The 17,368-nt window shown below is 70.9% G+C and carries 15 protein-coding genes; 13 read left to right on the top strand and 2 right to left on the bottom strand.

Annotation, left to right across the window (positions count from 1 at the left end):
• Positions 1–11 precede the first annotated feature (11 nt).
• From ACIBJE_RS25270 to ACIBJE_RS25325, 12 genes are all read left to right on the top strand, one after another.
• Entirely contained in the window at positions 12–1,139 is a 1,128-nt protein-coding gene (locus tag ACIBJE_RS25270; protein ID WP_396752411.1) for a type III polyketide synthase, read from the top strand.
• The gene (locus tag ACIBJE_RS25275) at positions 1,136–2,515 is read left to right on the top strand and encodes a cytochrome P450 (RefSeq protein ID WP_396752413.1); all 1,380 of its coding nucleotides are present in this window, start codon (positions 1,136–1,138) and stop codon (positions 2,513–2,515) included. The genes ACIBJE_RS25270 and ACIBJE_RS25275 overlap by 4 nt, the downstream gene beginning before the upstream one ends.
• Positions 2,516–2,539: 24 nt before the next feature.
• On the top strand, positions 2,540–3,265 hold the full coding sequence (locus ACIBJE_RS25280) for a hypothetical protein (protein WP_396752414.1): 726 nt from the start codon (positions 2,540–2,542) through the stop codon (positions 3,263–3,265).
• Complete coding sequence (locus ACIBJE_RS25285) at positions 3,258–4,607, top strand: cytochrome P450 (protein ID WP_396752416.1); 1,350 nt, start codon at positions 3,258–3,260, stop codon at positions 4,605–4,607. Before ACIBJE_RS25280 ends, ACIBJE_RS25285 begins: the two co-directional genes overlap by 8 nt.
• A 244-nt stretch (positions 4,608–4,851) precedes the next feature.
• Positions 4,852–5,535, top strand: a complete 684-nt coding sequence (locus ACIBJE_RS25290; protein ID WP_396752417.1) for a GntR family transcriptional regulator — start codon at positions 4,852–4,854, stop codon at positions 5,533–5,535.
• Complete coding sequence (locus ACIBJE_RS25295) at positions 5,532–6,494, top strand: tripartite tricarboxylate transporter substrate binding protein (protein WP_396752419.1); 963 nt, start codon at positions 5,532–5,534, stop codon at positions 6,492–6,494. Before ACIBJE_RS25290 ends, ACIBJE_RS25295 begins: the two co-directional genes overlap by 4 nt.
• A gap of 2 nt (positions 6,495–6,496) precedes the next feature.
• Positions 6,497–6,988, top strand: a complete 492-nt coding sequence (locus ACIBJE_RS25300) for a tripartite tricarboxylate transporter TctB family protein (RefSeq protein ID WP_396752421.1) — start codon at positions 6,497–6,499, stop codon at positions 6,986–6,988.
• Positions 6,985–8,514, top strand: a complete 1,530-nt coding sequence (locus tag ACIBJE_RS25305) for a tripartite tricarboxylate transporter permease (RefSeq protein WP_396752423.1) — start codon at positions 6,985–6,987, stop codon at positions 8,512–8,514. Before ACIBJE_RS25300 ends, ACIBJE_RS25305 begins: the two co-directional genes overlap by 4 nt.
• Complete coding sequence (locus ACIBJE_RS25310; protein ID WP_396752425.1) at positions 8,514–9,518, top strand: exo-alpha-sialidase; 1,005 nt, start codon at positions 8,514–8,516, stop codon at positions 9,516–9,518. Before ACIBJE_RS25305 ends, ACIBJE_RS25310 begins: the two co-directional genes overlap by 1 nt.
• Positions 9,519–9,534: 16 nt before the next feature.
• Positions 9,535–10,413: a dihydrodipicolinate synthase family protein gene (locus tag ACIBJE_RS25315; RefSeq protein WP_396752427.1), complete on the top strand. Its 879-nt coding sequence runs from the start codon at positions 9,535–9,537 to the stop codon at positions 10,411–10,413.
• A gap of 38 nt (positions 10,414–10,451) precedes the next feature.
• Positions 10,452–12,089 carry a fucose isomerase gene (locus tag ACIBJE_RS25320; protein WP_396752429.1) on the top strand — a complete coding sequence of 546 codons (1,638 nt, stop codon included), beginning with the start codon at positions 10,452–10,454 and terminating at the stop codon, positions 12,087–12,089.
• A complete protein-coding gene (locus ACIBJE_RS25325) occupies positions 12,089–13,591 on the top strand; it encodes an FGGY-family carbohydrate kinase (protein ID WP_396752431.1) in 1,503 nt (500 codons plus the stop codon). The genes ACIBJE_RS25320 and ACIBJE_RS25325 overlap by 1 nt, the downstream gene beginning before the upstream one ends.
• A 432-nt stretch (positions 13,592–14,023) precedes the next feature.
• Here ACIBJE_RS25325 and ACIBJE_RS25330 read toward each other — a convergent pair whose 3' ends face one another.
• Positions 14,024–14,488: a hypothetical protein gene (locus tag ACIBJE_RS25330; RefSeq protein WP_396752433.1), complete on the bottom strand. Its 465-nt coding sequence runs from the start codon at positions 14,486–14,488 to the stop codon at positions 14,024–14,026.
• Between the two features lie 390 nt (positions 14,489–14,878).
• Here ACIBJE_RS25330 and ACIBJE_RS25335 point away from each other — a divergent pair, with 390 nt between their 5' ends.
• Complete coding sequence (locus ACIBJE_RS25335; RefSeq protein ID WP_396752435.1) at positions 14,879–16,600, top strand: polysaccharide lyase family 1 protein; 1,722 nt, start codon at positions 14,879–14,881, stop codon at positions 16,598–16,600.
• Between the two features lie 133 nt (positions 16,601–16,733).
• On the opposite strand, the gene ACIBJE_RS25340 is transcribed toward ACIBJE_RS25335, so the two are convergent.
• Positions 16,734–17,354: an L-threonylcarbamoyladenylate synthase gene (locus ACIBJE_RS25340; RefSeq protein ID WP_088984480.1), complete on the bottom strand. Its 621-nt coding sequence runs from the start codon at positions 17,352–17,354 to the stop codon at positions 16,734–16,736.
• Positions 17,355–17,368 lie beyond the last annotated feature (14 nt).

Genomic DNA, 17,368 nt, shown 5'->3' on the forward strand with positions numbered 1-17,368 from the left:
AAGGAGGACCGGTGCCGTACATCGTCGCCACCGAGACCAGCCTGCCCACCTACTACTACGACCAGCAGACTCTCGCCACCACGCTGCGGAAGTACTGCCAGGCGATCGGGCTGGACATCGACCTGGACATCATCGACAGCCTCTTCCAGAACACCCAGATCGACGGTCGCTACTTCGCGATGCCGCTGGACACCTTCTTCGACCCGCCGCCGTTCAGCACCGTCGCCGCCCGCTGTGTCGAGGAGGCCGCGGACCTCTGCGAGAAGACCGTCCGCAAGCTGTTGGCCACCGCCGGCATCGCCTCGACCGAGATCCACCAGTTCACCTCCATGCTCAGCACGGTGGTGTCGGTGCCCACCGTGGACGCGATCCTGATCAACCGGATCGAGTTCGCGCCCACCATGAAGCGGGTGCCGATCAACGGCCTGGGCTGCATGGCCGGTGTGGCCGGGCTGAGCCGGGTGGCCGACTACCTCAAGGGCCACCCCACCGAGGCGGTCATCCTGCTCACCTGCGAGCTGGGCGGCACCGCGTTCTGGCAGGGCGGGGTGCAGGGCTACCTCCAGGAGGCGCTGGACCGCGACCTGACCGAGAGTTCCTTCTACACCGATCTGGTGTCGCAGATCGTCACGGTCGCCCTGTTCGGCGACGGCGTGGCGGCGACCCTGATGGTCGGCGACGAGCACCCGCTGGCGAAGCCGGGGCTGCCCCGGGTGGTGGACACCCGCTCCGGCTTCCTGCCGGACACCCTGCACGTCGCCGGGGTGGACGTGCTGGACAACGGGTTCCGCAACCGGTTGAGCGTGGACGTGCCCGGCCTGGCGAAGACCGGTCTCCGTCCGGTGCTCGACCCGCTGCTGGCCGACCACGACCTCACCGTCGACCAGATCGGGCACTGGCTGATCCACCCCGGCGGCCCGAAGGTGCTGACCGCGACGGCGGAGGAGTTCGGCCTGACCGACGAGAACCTCAAGCTCAGCCAGCACGTCCTGCGCACCGTCGGCAACGTGTCCGGGCCGACCGTGCTCTACATGATGGACGAGACCTTCTCGTCGTACGACCTGGAGCCCGGCACCTACGGGCTGGTCGTCGGGATGGGGCCGGGCTTCTCGCAAGAGGCGGTTCTCCTCCAGTGGTGACCGCGAACCCGCCCGCACCGCGCCTGGCTCCCGGGCCGCGCGGCACGTTCCTGCTCGGCAGCCTGCTCGACCTGCGGCGCGACCTGATCGGTTTCCTCGGCCAGGTCAGCTCCGAGTACGGCGACATCGTGCGGTTCACCGTCGCCGGGTTCACCGTGCACCTGGTCACCCATCCGGACCACCTGCGGCACGTGTTGCAGGTGAACAGCAGGAACTACGACAAGCAGTCGCACGAGTACCGGCCCCTGAAGCTCGCCTTCGGTGCGGGGCTGTTCACCAACGACGGCGACTCGTGGCTGCGGCAGCGGCGGTTGATGCAGCCGGCCTTCCACCGGCAGCGGATCCTCAAGCTCGGCGAGTTCATCGTCGCCGACGTGGTGGACCGGATCGCCGGCTGGCAGTCGTACGCGGAGCGCGGCGAGTCCCTGGACGTCGCCGCGGAGATGGTCAACCTGTCCATGAACGTGGCCACGAAGTCGCTGTTCAGCACGGGACTGCGCGGGGACGGCGAGGTGGCGGCGATCGCCCGCAGCCTGGACACGGTGATCAACTACTGCCTCTACCGGACGATGGTGCCCTTCGCGCCGCCGCCGAGGGTGCCCACCCGGCGCAACCGGGAGTTCACCACGGCCATGGCCGAGCTGGACGGCATCATCTACCGGATCATGGGGGAGCGCCGCGAGCAGGACACGCAGCCGTACGACCTGCTGACGATGCTGCTGGAGGCGCGGGACGAGGAGACCGGCGAGGGCATGTCGGACCGGCAGGTACGCGACGAGATCGCCACCCTGCTGCTCGGCGGCTACGAGACGACCTCCAACCAGCTCAGCTGGGCCTGGTATGAGCTGTCCCGCAATCCGGAGATCGAGGCGCGGCTGCACGAGGAACTCGACCGGGTGCTCGGCGGCCGGCTGCCCACCGTGGCGGACGTGCCGCAGCTCGAGTACACCAACCGGGTGCTGGAGGAGACGCTGCGGCTCTACCCGGTGCCGTGGCTGGAACGGCGGGCGGCCGGTGTGGACACCCTCGGCGGGTACCACGTCAAGGCCGGTTCGCTGATCTACATCAGCCCGTACCTGACCCACCGGCACCCCGACTTCTGGGAGGACCCCGAGCGCTTCGACCCCGACCGGTTCACCCCGGAGCGGTCCGCCGACCGGCCCCGGTTCGCGTACTTCCCCTTCGGCGGCGGCCCCCGGTTGTGCATCGGCAACCGGCTCGCCCAGCTGGAGGCGCAGCTCACCCTGGCGACCATCGCCCAGCGGTACCGGCTGCGCATGGTGCCGGGGCACCCGGTCGAACCCAAGATGCAGGTCACCACCAGCCCCCGGTACGGGCTGAGGATGACCCTCGAACCACGCCGCCCGTCGGCCTGACGGCGGCACGAGGAGATGTCCCCTATGCACGACAACCGGTTGAACAGACTCGGCGGCACCTGCGCGATCCTGGTGGGTGTCTCCTACGTCGTGGTCACCACCTTCTTCGTGCTCGACCCGACACAGCTCATCCACGACGACAAGCACCGGCTCTGGACCGGGTTGGCCGAGAACGGCACCCCCCGGATCCTGTACTACTGGGGGTACGCCCTCGGCGCGATCTTCGCGTTCGGGGCCATCCCGGCCATCGCCGACCTGGTCCGCGACAAGCACGAGGGCTGGGTGCGCTGGACCACCGGCCTGGCGTACCTCTCCTTCGGGGTGACCGCGGTCGAGACGTTCCGCCTGGTCACCGCGACTCCGCTCTGGGCGGCCGACTACGCCGGCGGCGACGAGACGGTGCGGACGGCGATCGTCACCACCGACCTGCTGCTGCGGCTGGACCCGGCGACCTGGCTGCGGTTCGGCGCGCTCGGCCCGTTCTTCCTGGTGGTCAACATCCTTGCGCTGCGGTACGGGCTGCTGCGCCGGCCGCTGACCTACGTGGGTATCGCGCTGGGCGTGCTGACCAGCACGGCGGCGCTCGGGGTGGCCTTCGGGATCGGCCCGATGGTCCTGGTCTCGGCGATCCTCGGCGGGGCCCTGGCCGCGCCGATCTGGTTCGTCTGGATCGGGGTGACGCTGCGCCGGGGCGTCCCCCCGGTGACCACCGCAGAGCCGGCGGTTGTGAGGGAGGCAAGCAATGGCTGACCGTCACCCGCCGGGACCCAAGGGCGTCCCGGTGCTCGGCAACCTGCCCGGCCTCGGCCGGGGCATGGTCGAGTTCATGACGGAGACGGCGACGCACGGCGACATCGCGTCGTTCACGATCGGGCCGACCCGCAACTACCTGCTGAGCAGTCCGGAGCACATCCACGACGTGCTGGTGCTGCGCCGGGACAGGTTCACCAAGGACCCGCACGACCTGCGGACGCTGGGCCGCTGGATGGGCCGGGGACTGCTCACCAGCGACGGCGCGCACCACCGCCGGCAGCGCAAGCTGGTGCAGCCGGCGTTCCGGCACCGGCGGATGACCGGGTACGGCGAGATCGCGGTGGACAGCACGCTGCGCCAGATCGAGGGCTGGCGGTCGGGCGAGGTGCACGACATGCACCACGAGATGATGAAGCTGACGTTGAACGTGGTGTCCCGGTCGATGTTCGGCAGCGGGGTCTCCGACGACGAGGCGCTGAAGGTCCAGCGGGCGGTCGCCGGCCTCCAGGACGTCGCCATCAACATCAGCAAGTTCGGCATGCTGGTGTCGCCGTGGCTGCTGCTGCCGCTGCACCAACTCCTCAAGCGCGGCAGCCGAGTGCTCGACGACGCGGTCATGCGGATCATCGCCGAGCGACGCGCCGGCGGCGGGGAGGACCGGGGTGACCTGCTGTCGATGTTCCTGACGGCCCAGGACGAGGACGACGGCAGCGGCATGACCGACCAGCAGGTCCGCGACGAGACCGTGACCATCTTCGTCGCCGGTCAGGAGACCACCGCCAACGGGCTGACCTGGGCGTGGTACCTGCTCTCCCAGAACCCGGAGGTGGCCGAGAAGCTCGGCGCCGAGTTGGACGAGGTGCTGGGGGACCGGCCTCCGACGGCGGAGGACCTGCCCCGGCTGCGGTACACCGGGATGGTGTTCAAGGAGGCGCTGCGCTTCTGCCCACCCGCCTGGACGTTGAACAAGCGCACCCCGGTGGAGGACGTCGAGCTGGGCGGTTACCGGATCCGCAGGGGCAGCGGGATCTTCATCATGCCGTACGTGATGCACCACCTCGAGCGGTACTTCCCGGACCCGGACCGGTTCGACCCGGAGCGGTTCGCCCCCGAGCGGGAGGCGCAGATCCCCCGGTACGCGTTCATGCCGTTCGGCGGCGGGGAACGGATGTGCGTCGGGGCCGGCTTCGCCGAGATGGAGGCGAAGCTGATCCTGGCCACCCTCGCCCAGCGGTTCCGGTTCACCCTCGAACCGGACCAGAAGGTGGCGCTGAAGCCGCTGGTCACCCTCGCGCCGAAGTACGGCCTGCGGATGCGGGTGGCCGCACGGTCGAGCTGACCGCCGACCCCGGAAGGGCCGATCCACCACCGGTGGGTCGGCCCTTCCGCTGTCCGCGCCCACCTGCGGGGTGGGGCCGGGGCCGGCCGGTGCGGTCCCGGCTGGGGGTCGTCGTCCGGTCCGTCCCGCTCTGCCGGCGTGGCCTCCCGGGCAGAAGGCGGCCGGCCAGCGAAAATCGCTTCGTCAACCGTTGACCGTGCAGGTAACGCGGTGTTAACTGTCAACAGTTTCCAGGAGGTTACCGGTGTTGAACGTCAGGCCCATCCGGGTGGAGTCGCTCGGCGAGAAGCTCGCCAGCGAGCTGCGTCGCCGCATCATCGTGGGCGACGTCCCGGCCGGCACCCGGCTCGTGGAGGAGGAGCTGGCGGAGTCGTTCCAGGTCAGCCGTGGCCCGGTCCGGGACGCCATCAAGATCCTTCGCGCGGAGGGGCTGGTCACCGGGACCGGCCGTAACGTGGTGACGCGCTCACTCAGCGTGGCGGACATCGACGAGCTGATGGCCCTGCGGGAGTCCTTCGAGCTGCTCGCCGTCGAACGCGCCATCGACACCAACCGGGGCGACCTCACCGACCGGTTGGCCGCCGCCCTGGTCGAGATGGACGCGGCGGCGGAGGCCCGGGACGCGACCGCGTTCACCACCGCCGACATCCGCTTCCACAGTTCCTTCTTCGAGGCCGCCGGCCTGACCCGGCTCGACGTCCTCTGGAACCAGTTCAGCCCCACCATCGAGGGCCTGCTGCACGCCTCCGGCAAGCGCATGGACGACCTCGCCCCGTCGGCGAGGGAGCACCACGACCTCGCGGCGCTCATCGCCGCCGGCAAGGTCGCCGACGTCAAGACCGAACTGCATCGACACCTGCGGAAGACCCGCGCGCGGCTCCAGGCCGCAGTTTCCCCACCCCCGTCCCAGAGGAAATCAGACCTATGAAGTCACGGATGTTCCGGATCGCCACCATGGCGGTCGTCGGCACACTCGCGTTCAGCGCGTGTGCCAACCGCGGCGGCACCGAGGAGGCGTCGTCGGAGAACTACCCCGAGAAGAGCCTGACCATGGTGGTCCACGCGGGGGCGGGCGGTGGTTCCGACCTCACCGCCCGCACCCTCGCCAAGGAGCTGGAGGCCGACCTCGGTCAGTCCATCGTCGTGGAGAACCGCACCGGCGGCGGTGGCCGGGTGGGTCTGACCTACCTCAAGGACCGTCCGGCCGACGGGTACTCCATCGGCTTCGTCCCGGTCGAGGTGGCGATGCTCGGCCACCAGGGCGCGGACATCAAGCCCGACCAGTACACCATCCTCGGCCAGGTGATGAACGCCCCGGCGACGCTGTCGGTGCCGGCGAACAGCCCGCACCAGACGCTCGACCAGTTCCTCGCCGCCGCGAAGGCCAAGCCGGGCAGCATCACCGTCGCCAACTCCGGCGCGGGCGCGATCTGGGAGGCCGCCACCCTCGCTCTCGGCGACGCGGCCGGCGTGACCTTCAAGCCCGTCCCGTACGACGGCGGCGCCCCGGCCGTCGCGGCCGGTGTCTCCGGCGAGGTCCAGGCGGTCATGGCCGGGGTCAGCGAGTCCGCCACCGCCGCCAAGGACGGCCGGATGCGGGTCCTCGCGGTGCTCGCCCCCGAGCGGGTCGCCGCGCTGCCCGACACCCCGACCGCCAAGGAACTCGGCCAGGACATCGTCATCGGTGGCTGGGGCCTGATCGGAGCCCCGGCCGGCCTGCCGGCCGAGGTCAAGGAGAAGCTCGCCGCCGCCGTGCAGAAGGCCGCCTCGTCGACCACCTTCAAGGACGTCATGACCAAGGCCGGCAACACCCCGATGGCCACCTCGCCCGACGAGGCCACCACCTTCGCCCAGTCCGAGTTCGACCGATTCGGTGAGATCTACTAGTCATGACCGCCGACCAACCGGCCCCCGTCGCGGGTGACCGCAGCGCTGCCTCGCCGTTGCGCGAGGCAGCGCTGGGCGGGATCTTCCTGCTGCTGGGCGTCGTCCTCCTCATCCTGGCCCGCTCGATCGAGCTGCCGACGCGGGCCATGGCGGTCAGTCCGCGGATCTGGCCCGAGATGCTGGCCTACGGCATCATGGGCCTCTCGGTCGTCCAGATCGTCAGCGCCTTCGTGCGTACTCCCCGCGAGGACGAGGACGCGCAGGAGCCGGCCACCCGGACCGGGGTCCTGCGGGTCGCCGGGTTCGTCCTGGCCACCGTCGTCTTCGGCATCCTCTGGTACTACGTCCACTTCCTGGTCTCCGCGACGGTCTTCGTCGCCGCGCTGACCCTGATCGCGGGCGGCCGGGGCGTCAAGGACCTCGTCCTCTTCCCGGCCGGCATGACGGTGGTGCTCTACGCCCTGTTCGCGCTCCTGTTGAAGGTGCCGGTATGAACGCCATGGTCGAGGGCTTCGGTGCCCTGTTCACTCTCGAGATCGCATTCTGCGTCGTGATCGGCGCGGCCATCGGCATGCTCGTCGGGGCGTTCCCCGGCATCACCGCCACCATGGCGGTCGCCCTGGCCAGCGCCTTCACCCTCACCATGGACCCGGTGCCCGGCCTGGCCGTGCTGCTGACCATCCTGATCGCGGCGCAGTTCGGCGACCGGGTGCCGGCGATCCTGATCAACACCCCCGGCACCCCCGCCTCCATCGCGACCACCTTCGACGGGTACGCGCTGGCCCGGCAGGGCAAGGCCGGCATCGCGCTCACCGCCTCGGCGTACGCGTCGGCGATCGGCGGGTTCGTCGGCATCGCGGTGCTGATGTTCGCCGCCGTGCCGCTGAGCGGCCTCGCGGTGGAGTTCGGCTCGCCGGAGATGTTCGCCCTGGTGGTCTTCGGTCTGACCATGATGATCGAGGTGTCCGGCGGCAAGATCGTCAAAGGACTGATCGCCGGCCTCTTCGGCCTCGCCCTCGGCACCATCGGCCGGGACCCGCTGGACGGCTCGGACCGGTTCACCTTCGGCATCCCGCAGCTTGTCGAGGGCATCCCGTTCATCGCCGTGATCATCGGTCTCTTCGGCATCGCCGAGGTCTTCGGGCAGATGCTCGCACGCGCGCACGCCCGGGGGCGGGCGGTGGAGACCTTCGGCCGCTGGTGGCCCAACCGGTCCGAGCTGCGCGGCATGGTCAAGCCGGTCGCGGTGGGTTCCACCGTCGGCACCGTGGTGGGTGTGCTTCCCGCCGCCGGCGGTGACATCGGTGGCATCGTCGCCTGGAACCAGGCGAAGAAGGTCTCCAAGCAGCCGGAGAAGTTCGGCAAGGGCTCCCTGGAGGGGCTGACCGCCGCCGACTCGTCGTCCAACGCCGGAGTGGGTGGGTCGGTGCTCACCACGCTCGCCCTGGGCGTGCCCGGCGACTCGGTGATGGCCGTGATGCTCGGTTCGATGATCATCTGGGGCATCCAGCCCGGCCCGACGCTCTTCTCGCAGCAGCCTGACCTGGTCTACTCGATCGCCGGCATCATGCTCTTCGCGACCGTGCTGACCCTGGGGCTCAGCCTGCTGCGCATGCGGGGCGTGGCCAAGCTGCTGGAGCTGCCCAACCGGTTCCTCTGGGTGGTCATCCTGACCTTCTGCGTCGTCGGCACGTACGCGGTCAACAACAGCGTCTTCGACGTCGGTCTGATGATCCTCTTCGGCATCGTCGGGCTGCTGTTCCGTCGCTTCGGCTTCCCGGCCGGTCCGGTGGTGCTCGGGCTGATCCTCGGCCCGCTGGCCGAGCGGAACTTCCGCCGGTCGATGGAACTCGGCGGTCTGGAGACCATCTACACCAGCCCGATCGCCGTCGTGCTCATCGTCGCCGCCGTCCTGGCGGTCGCGGTGCCCCGGATCCGGGCCCGTCTGAAGACCCGGCGGCAGGAGCCGGAGGAGCCCACTCCGGCCGACGACCGGACCCCGACCGGGGTGAACGGTTGATGCGTCGGGACTTCGTCGTCCGGGACGTGCCGGGGCAGTGCCACGGCAGCACGGGCTGTGCGCTGGACGGTTCCTTCGTGGTCGCGTGGTTCGCCGGCGACCACGAGGGAGCGGCCAACTCCCGGATCCACCTCGCCACCGGGGCGGGTGGGGAGTGGTCCGACCCGGTGGCGGTCAGCGGCGATTTGGCCCCCTGCTGGAACCCGGTGCTGCACCGGCGGGTCGACGGCGACCTGCTGCTGTACTTCAAGGTCGGGGCGACCATCGGCGCCTGGCGGACCTGGCTGGTCCGCTCCGGCGACGGGGGCCGCACCTGGTCGACCCCGCGTCCGCTGGTCGACGGCGGCGAGGGGGGACGCGGACCGGTCCGCGTCCCGCCACTGCGGCTGCCCTCCGGGCGGCTGCTCGCCGGTGCCTCCACCGAGACGTGGGGGGAGCGACCCCGCTGGGACGCCTTCGTCGACATCAGCGACGACGACGGCCTGACCTGGCGGCGCACCCCGGACGTGCCGATCGACCACGACACGTTCCCCGGTGCCGGCATCATCCAGCCGACCCTCTGGGCGACTCCGGGCGGCGATCTGCGCCTGCTGGCCCGCAGCACCTCCGGCCGGCTGGTCGCCTCGACCAGCACCGACGAGGGCGAGACCTGGTCACCGGGGGTGCCCAGCGCGGTGCCGAACAACAACTCCGGGGTCAGCGCCTGCGCCGACGGCCGGACGGTCCACCTCGCGCACAACCCGACCACCGGCGACTGGGCCTCCCGGGCCCCGCTGGTCGTCTCGGTCTCCACCGACGACGGTGACACCTGGCGGCCCTGGCTGACCCTCGAGGAGTCCACCGGCGCCGCCGACCGGGAGGGCTACCGGCCGGCCGACTCGGGCGTACTCACCACCGGCGCGAACGAGTTCTCCTACCCCTGTCTGGTCCGCAGCCCCGACGGGCTCGCAGTCACCTACACCTGGCAGCGGCGCGGCATCGTCCTCGCCCTGCTCCACCCCTGATCCCCGGAGCCGACCCATGACGGCGTACCCCGCCAGCAACCTGATCAGCGCCCTGCCCACCCTCTTCGACGCGCACGGCGAGGTCGACCTCGGCGCCACCAAGGCCGCGTACGCGCAGTTGGCCGAGACGCCCCTGGACGGGGTCTTCGTCGCCGGCACCACCGGCGAGTTCACCACGCTCACCGACGACGAGCGGCTCGCCGTCTGCGCGGTGGCCGCCGACGCGTTCGGGGTGGAGCGGACGTACTGGCACGTCGGGGCGGCCTCGACCCACCAGGCCGTCCGGCTCACCCGGGCCGCCGTCGACCTGGGTGCCCGTCAGGTGGCCGTGCTCACCCCGTACTACTACCCGGCGAGCGAGCCGGCGCTGGTCGCGTACTACGAGGACGTGGTCGCGGCGGCGGCCGGGGCGTCCGTCTACGGGTACCTCTTCGCCGCCCGGACCACCGTGCCGGTGCCCCCGGCGCTGCTCGCCCGGCTCGCCGCGACCGGCCTCGCCGGAGTGAAGATCAGCGGCGAGAGCACCGCGCTGGTCGGCGAGTACGTCGCCGCGCTCGACGGCACCGGCCTGCCGGTCTACTCCGGCGCGGACGCCGAGTTCGCCGAGGTCGTCGCCGTCGGCGGGGCCGGGGTGGTCTCCGGGGTCAGCTCCGCCCTGCCGAAGCCCTTCCTGGAGGTCCGCGACGCGCTGCGCACCGGCGACGCCGACGCTCTCACCGTGGCCCGCGAGCGCGCCCACCGGGCCGTCGCCGTGACCCGGCAGGGCAACCTCGCCCACCTCAAGGCGGTGCTCGAACTGCGGGGCGTGCCCGCCAGCGGCCTGCGTGCTCCGCTCGACCCGATCTCGCCGGAGGACCGCCGCGTGCTCGAAGCCGACGTCGCCGACCTCCTCTGACCACCCACCTGTCCGTTCCGAAGCCTCGGGAGCCCGCCATGAGCAGCAGCTACGCCTTCCCCGTCCTGGCCGATGAGGCCCCCGCCGAACCCGGCGTCGTCTACACCGTCGCCAGCGGCGACCTGCGGCTGAGCGCCAACCAGACCTGCTGGCCCACGCAGGAGGCGTTCGAGGCCGACCTGGATCGGGCGGTCACCGCCCTGGGCCGGCGGATCCGCCGCGCCCACCCGGTCGACGCCGAACAGGGTCACGGCTTCATCGCCAGTCAGCGCCAGGGCATCGAGGTCTTCAAGACCATCCCGCCGGACGCCCCGGTGATCGTCGCCGAGGCGGTCTGGCAGTACAGCCACCACGTGCTCGCCGGACTGCGCACCCACCGGGGGCCGATCCTGGTGGTCGCCAACTGGAGCGGCGAGTTCCCCGGCCTGGTCGGCCTGCTCGGGCTGACCGCCAGCCTGACCAAGGCCGGCGTGGCCCACTCCATCCTGTGGAGCGAGGACTTCACCGACGACTGGGCGAGGGCCGGGCTGCGGACCTGGTTGGAGACCGGCACGCTGACCCACGACCAGAGCCACGTCCGTGACCTGCCCGCCCTGCCGGACACCGAGGAGGTGGCGCTCGGCCGGGCCCTCGCCGCCCAGCTCCAGCGGGAGAAGGCGATCATCGGCGTCTTCGACGAGGGCTGCATGGGCATGTACAACGCCATCATCGACGACGAGCTGCTCAACCCGCTCGGGATCTACAAGGAGCGGCTCTCGCAGAGCGCGCTGGTCGCCGAGATGAACCGGGTGCCGGAGGAGGAGGCCCAGGCCGTCCGGGAGTGGCTCGACGCCGCCGGGATGACCTTCCACACCGGCACCGACGAGGCCACCGAACTGACCGACGCCCAGCTACTCAGCCAGTTCCGGATGTACGTCGCGGCGCTGCGCATCGCCGACGACTTCGGCCTGGACGCGGTGGGTATCCAGTACCAGCAGGGCCTGAAGGACACCGTCCCGGCCAGCGACCTGGCCGAGGGCCTGCTCAACAACGCCGAGCGTCCGCCGGTGCGCAGCCGCGACGGCGCCCGGGAGCTCTACGCGGGTCAGCCGTTGCCGCACTTCAACGAGGTGGACGAGGGCGTCGCGGTGGACTCGCTGGTCACCAACCGGATCTGGACGGCGATGGGCTTCGACCCGGCCACCACCCTGCACGACATCCGGTGGGGCGAGGAGTACGACGGCCGCTTCGTCTGGGTCATGGAGATCTCCGGCTCGGTGCCGGCCTCGCACCACGGCGGGTACGACAAGAGCTACAGCATGCGGCAGCCGCCGATGTTCTTTCCGCTCGGTGGCGGCACGCTCAGCGGCGTCTCCAAGCCGGGCGAGATCGTCTGGTCCCGGGTGTTCATCATGGACGGCGTCCTGCACGTCGACCTCGGTCGCGGCACCGCCGTCGAACTGCCCGAGGAGGAGACCCGCCGTCGGCTGGACGCCACCAACCCGGAGTGGCCGATCATGCACGCCGTCCTGCACGGCGTCGACCGGGACCAGCTCATGGCCCGGCACAAGGCCAACCACCTCAACGTCGCGTACGCCCCGGACGCCGACACGGCCGACAGGGCGTTGCAGGCCAAGGCGGCCATGTTCGAGTCCCTCGGCGTGGTCGTCCACCTCTGCGGGGACGTGCGGATCTGATGGGACCGCTCCTGCTCGGCATCGACCTGGGCACCGGCAGCAGCAAGGGTGTGCTCACCGACCCCGGCGGCCGGGTGGTGGCCACCGCCGTCCGCCCCCGGCCCCGGTCGATGTCCATGCCCCGTCCCGGCTGGGCCGAGGCCGACGCCGAGGCGGTCTGGTGGGGCGACGTGGTCGCCATCGCCCGGGAGCTGACCGAGGCGGCCGGCGGGGCGCCGATCGCCGGGGTCTGTGTCAGCGGCGTCGGCCCCTGCCTGGTGCTCTGCGACGCCGACGACGTGCCGGTCCGGCCGGCCATCCTCTACGGCGTCGACATGCGGGCCACCGCCGAGATCGACGAGCTGACCCAGCGGTACGGCGCGGAGACGGTGCTGGACCGCAGCGCCACCCCGATCACCACCCAGGCGGTCGGGCCGAAGGCGCTCTGGGTGCGCCGCCGGGAGCCGGAGGTCTGGGCGCGCGCCGCCCGCTGGTACAACTCCAGCTCGTACGTGGTCCGGAAGCTGACCGGCGAGTACGTCCTCGACCACCACACCGCCAGCCAGTCGGTGCCGCTGTACGACATCGAGGCCCGGCGGTGGCACCAGCCCTGGTACGACGACATCATGGGCGACCTGCCCGCGCCCCGCCTGGCCTGGTCGGCCGAGGTGGTCGGCACGGTCACGCCGGCGGCGGCCGAGGCGACCGGCCTGCCGGTGGGCACCCCGGTCTGCGCCGGCACGGTGGACGCCTGGGCCGAGTCGGTCAGCGTCGGGGTGCGCCGCCCCGGCGACCTGATGCTCATGTACGGCTCGACGATGTTCTTCGTGCAGGTGCTGCGTGACCTGGCCCGGCACCCGCAGTTGTGGAACACCGCCGGGGTGGGTCCGGAGGCGTACTGCCTGGCGGCCGGGATGGCCACCTCGGGCAGCCTCACCGGCTGGGTCCAGGAACTGGTGGGCGACGTGCCGTTCGAGACCCTGGTGGCGGAGGCGGCACGGGTGCCGGCCGGTGCCGACGGGTTGCTGCTGCTGCCGTACTTCGCGGGGGAGCGGACCCCGATCTTCGACCCGCACGCGCGGGGCGTGGTCGCCGGGCTCACCCTGCGGCACGGGCGCGGACACCTGTTCCGGGCGGTGTACGAGGGCATCGCCTTCGGTATCCGGCAGATCCTGGAGCTGCTCGACACCGAGGCGAACCCGGTGCGCCGGCTGGTCGCCGTGGGCGGTGGGACGCAGGGCGGGCTCTGGACCCAGGTCGTCAGCGACGTCACCGGCCGGGTACAGGAGGTGCCGAAGGTGACCATCGGGGCCAGCTACGGCGACGCGCTCCTGGCGGGTGTCGGCGTGGGCCTCGTGCCGGCGGGGACGGACTGGACGGTGCCCGGTGTCACGGTCGAGCCGGACCCGACGGTGCGGGACACCTACGACCTTCTCTTCGGCCAGTACACGTCGCTCTACCGGGACACCCGGGACCAGGTGCACACCCTGGCCCGGCTCCAGTCCGACCCCGGTTCCGCCTAGCAGCGCTCTGTCAGGTCGGCGTGTCGTGCGGTGTTCGGGATCGACGGCAGGGGCTCGCCGGGTGCGGCCAGGCAGGACTCCGGCACCCTCGCCCGTCCCGGGTGGCCGTTGCCCGGCCCGCTGCGGTATCCCTGACGGGGAGCGTCATCGGCCGAAGTGGGCGCTGGCGGTGGAGGTGCTCGACGAACTTGTCGAGTACGAGCTGGGCTCGGCCGCTGCTGGCAGCCGATGCCGGCTACGGGGACGACAGCCAGTTCCGCAGCGCCTCGGACGAACGTGCAGTCGGCCACGTCATGCAGGTCAAGGGCGACGCCCTCGCCCACGAAGCGGGCGTGCAGCCGAACGGCCGACCCTGGACCGGCGCCTGCACCACCTGCCATCAACCCGTGGAACCGCTACACCGCAACACACGCCGGACCTGACAAAGCGCTATCAGGGGACGTAGTACATAGTCGCCCACCAGACATTCTGGTTCCGCACGCCGTACGGTTCGAGGTTGTAGCAGCCGCTGGCAGCTCCCTTGTAGAAGGAAACGGTGCCGACTTCCATGTCTGCTGAAGTGGCGATGTAGAGGGTTGCGTTGGTGATGCGCACAGAAGCGGCATTGTTCCGAATCTTCTGTCCGTACCCCGCTGATCCCCACGCGTTCCGATTGAAGGTGTCGTTGACCCACCACTCGCCGAAGTTCTGGCCACTGTAGATGCGCGATGCGTTTGCGCAGCCTGGCGAGTAGAAGATCTCGAACTTGGGCGTTGCGGCGGCCGCGGCAACAGCTTCCGGCGGAGCATTGACTGACGGGGAAGGTGCCGCCAGAGCGGGCGACGTGAACGCGGTCAGACCAGCCACCACGGCCGCAGCGACAAGCGTGCGCGCAGCGGATCGGCGAGCGATTTTCACTCTTTATCCAACTCCTTTTTCGTATTGCAATGACGTTGATCCATGTATATCACAGGTGGACTGCTGCTGTCTGTGCACCGAAAGGGGGGTGGGTCGGGCAGTGGGCGCGCAGTGCGGTCACCTGACCGCGCGATGGGTGGCATCGACATCGGCAGGTGCGTGGCAGGCATTGACCTGACCTGGATCGCGCCGGTGAGTGGCCGAAACTCTGGATCACGCAGCTACCCGGGCCGGGCCGGAGCCGGTGGGGGCCCAACCGGATCGAATCGACATCTCTCGTTGACAGACCGGTGAACCAGCCGTTACGTTCCTGCCAACAGGAAAGCGCTTTCCCTTCCGGAGTCCACCCAGTCGCCGCCGGAGGGTCGTGCCGTCTTCGGGGAGGTCGCCTTGGATACACCGGTCAGGTCCCGTTCCACCCGCCGGGGACGGTGGGCCGCGCTCGGCGGCGGGGTGGCCGTCCTCACTGCGGCCGGGTTCGCCCTCGCCCCGACCGCCTCCGCCGCCACGGTCTTCTCCGCCGACTTCGAGAGCGGCGGCCTCACCTCCTGGTCCAAGTCGGGCGGCAGTTGGGCAGTGCAGGCCGACGGCTCGCAGGTCGCCCGGCAGTCCAACGCCGGCAGCGAGAACGCGCGGTTGTTCAACGCCTCGACCACCCTCACCGACTACACCGTCCAGGCCCGGGTCAAGCCGGTCAGCCTCGGGTCTGACGGCTTCGTCGGCCTGCTCGCCCGCGCCTCCGGCTCCACCACCTTCTACCGGCTCGCCCTGCTGCCCGGCCGGGCCGAACTCCAGGCGGTCAACGGCGGTTCGGTGAGCGTGCTCGGCAGCTCCAGCCGATCGGTGGCCAACGGCACCTGGTACCAACTCGCGCTCACCACCAGCGGTTCCGTGGTGAGCGCGTCGATCGACGGCACGGCGTTCGCGTCGCGGTCGGCGTCCGGCCCGGCCTCCGGGCGGATCGGCCTACAGACCTCGTACGCGTCGGCCTCCTTCGACGACGTGGTGGTGACCACCGGCGGCAGCACCCCGACCACCCCGCCGCCCACCACCGCCCCGCCCACCACGACGCCACCCACCACGGTGCCGCCGACCACCCCGCCGGCCACGACACCGCCGCCGACCACCCCGCCGGGCAACGCCACCGGCCTCCAGGGCTTCGCCACGATGAGCGGCCACGGCCGGACCGGCACCAACGGCGGCGCGGGCGGCCCGACGGTGACGGTGAGCACCTACGCCCAGCTCGCGGCGGCGGTCGCCGACGACGTCCCCCGGATCGTGCGGGTCTCCGGCACCATCACCGGCACCGGCGCGGACATGCTGGACGTCGGCTCGAACAAGACCATCATCGGGGTCGGTTCCACCGCGACGATCAGCGGCTTCGGCCTCGACGTCAACGGTTGGGGCCCGGACGAGGTGGCCTGGGGCGGCGACATCTGCGACCCGGCCGAACGCACCCAGTTCACCCCCGTCCAGAACGTGATCATCCGGAACCTGAGCTTCCGCAACGCCCCCGACGACTCGGTGAACGTGCAGTGCTACTCGCACCACGTCTGGATCGACCACAACACCTTCCACCCCGGCGCCGACGGCTCGGTGGACGTCAAGCGCGGGTCGGACCTGGTCAGCGTCTCCTACAACCGGTACGTCGGCACGGACAAGTCGATGCTGCTCGGGCACAGCGACAGCAACGGTGCGCAGGACACCGGCTACCTGCGGGTGACCTACCACCACAACTGGTTCGACGGTTCCACCACCCGGCACCCCCGGGTCCGGTTCGGCTACGCGCACCTGTTCGGCAACTTCGTGCAGGTCGACGACTACTTCATCGGCCTCGGCGTGCAGGGCAGCATCTTCGCCGAGAGCAACTACGTCAAGAGCGCGAAGACCATCACCGAGGACTTCGGCAACGCCGGGCTGACCTGGCGTGCCAGCAACTTCTATGACCCGGCCACGATCACCCGCGCCAACGACTCCGGCAAGGACATGGACGACTGGCTGCGGATCACCAACAACGTCGCGGCACCGCCGTACAGCTACTCGGCGGGTTCCGCCTCGGCCACGCCGCCGTCGGCGGGCGCCGGGGTCGCCGGGGCCGACATCGTCCCCTGACGGCCCGGTCGGGGCGGGCGCTCGACGGGCCCGCCCCGACCGCCGCAGCCCACGGCGACCCGTTGCCCGTTCCGCCCAGGGCGGGCGACCCGCGACCGGTGCCCGGCCGTACGCCGGGCACCGGTTCGTCGTCTCACTCGAAGCGGGTCGGGTCCCCGGCCCCCCGGCGGACGATCTCGGCCGTGCCCTCCGAGAAGTCGATCACCGTGGTCGGCTCGGTGCCGCACTCACCGGAGTCGACCACCGCGTCGACGGCGTGGTCGAGCGTCTCCTTGATCGTCCAGCCCTGGGTCATCGGCTCGTCCTCGCCGGGCAGCAGCAGGGTGCTGGAGACCAGCGGCTCACCCAGTTCGGTGAGCAGAGCCTGCGCCACGGTGTGCCGGGGGATGCGAACCCCGACGGTCTTGCGCTTCGGGTGCAGCAGCCGGCGCGGCACCTCCCGGGTCGCCGGGAGGATGAACGTGTAGCTGCCCGGCGTCGCGGCCTTGATCGACCGGAACAGCGCGTTGTTGATCTGCACGAGCTGGCCGAGTTGGGCGAAGTCCCGGCAGACCAGGGTGAAGTGGTGGTCGTCGTCGAGGTGGCGGATCTGGCGGATCCGGTCGATGCCGGCCTTGTTGCCGAGTTGGCAGCCGAGCGCGAAGCACGAGTCGGTCGGATAGGCGATCAGCCCCCCGTCGCGGACGATCCCGACCACCTGGCCGATGCTGCGGGGTTGCGGGTTGTCCGGGTGCACGTCGAAGTACCTCGCCATGCGCCGGAGCATAG

It is taken from the genome of Micromonospora sp. NPDC050187 (genome assembly GCF_044459745.1).
In the GTDB taxonomy this organism is placed as follows: Bacteria; Actinomycetota; Actinomycetes; order Mycobacteriales; family Micromonosporaceae; genus Micromonospora.

Excerpts from the sequence above, each read along its gene's own strand:
- ACIBJE_RS25280 (WP_396752414.1), top strand. The coding sequence starts at position 2,540 with ATGCACGACAACCGGTTGAACAGACTCGGCGGCACCTGCGCGATCCTG.
- ACIBJE_RS25285 (WP_396752416.1), top strand. The coding sequence starts at position 3,258 with ATGGCTGACCGTCACCCGCCGGGACCCAAGGGCGTCCCGGTGCTCGGC.
- ACIBJE_RS25295 (WP_396752419.1), top strand. The coding sequence starts at position 5,532 with ATGAAGTCACGGATGTTCCGGATCGCCACCATGGCGGTCGTCGGCACA.
- ACIBJE_RS25300 (WP_396752421.1), top strand. The coding sequence starts at position 6,497 with ATGACCGCCGACCAACCGGCCCCCGTCGCGGGTGACCGCAGCGCTGCC.
- ACIBJE_RS25305 (WP_396752423.1), top strand. The coding sequence starts at position 6,985 with ATGAACGCCATGGTCGAGGGCTTCGGTGCCCTGTTCACTCTCGAGATC.
- ACIBJE_RS25310 (WP_396752425.1), top strand. The coding sequence starts at position 8,514 with ATGCGTCGGGACTTCGTCGTCCGGGACGTGCCGGGGCAGTGCCACGGC.
- ACIBJE_RS25315 (WP_396752427.1), top strand. The coding sequence starts at position 9,535 with ATGACGGCGTACCCCGCCAGCAACCTGATCAGCGCCCTGCCCACCCTC.
- ACIBJE_RS25320 (WP_396752429.1), top strand. The coding sequence starts at position 10,452 with ATGAGCAGCAGCTACGCCTTCCCCGTCCTGGCCGATGAGGCCCCCGCC.
- ACIBJE_RS25325 (WP_396752431.1), top strand. The coding sequence starts at position 12,089 with ATGGGACCGCTCCTGCTCGGCATCGACCTGGGCACCGGCAGCAGCAAG.
- ACIBJE_RS25340 (WP_088984480.1), bottom strand. The coding sequence starts at position 17,354 with ATGGCGAGGTACTTCGACGTGCACCCGGACAACCCGCAACCCCGCAGC.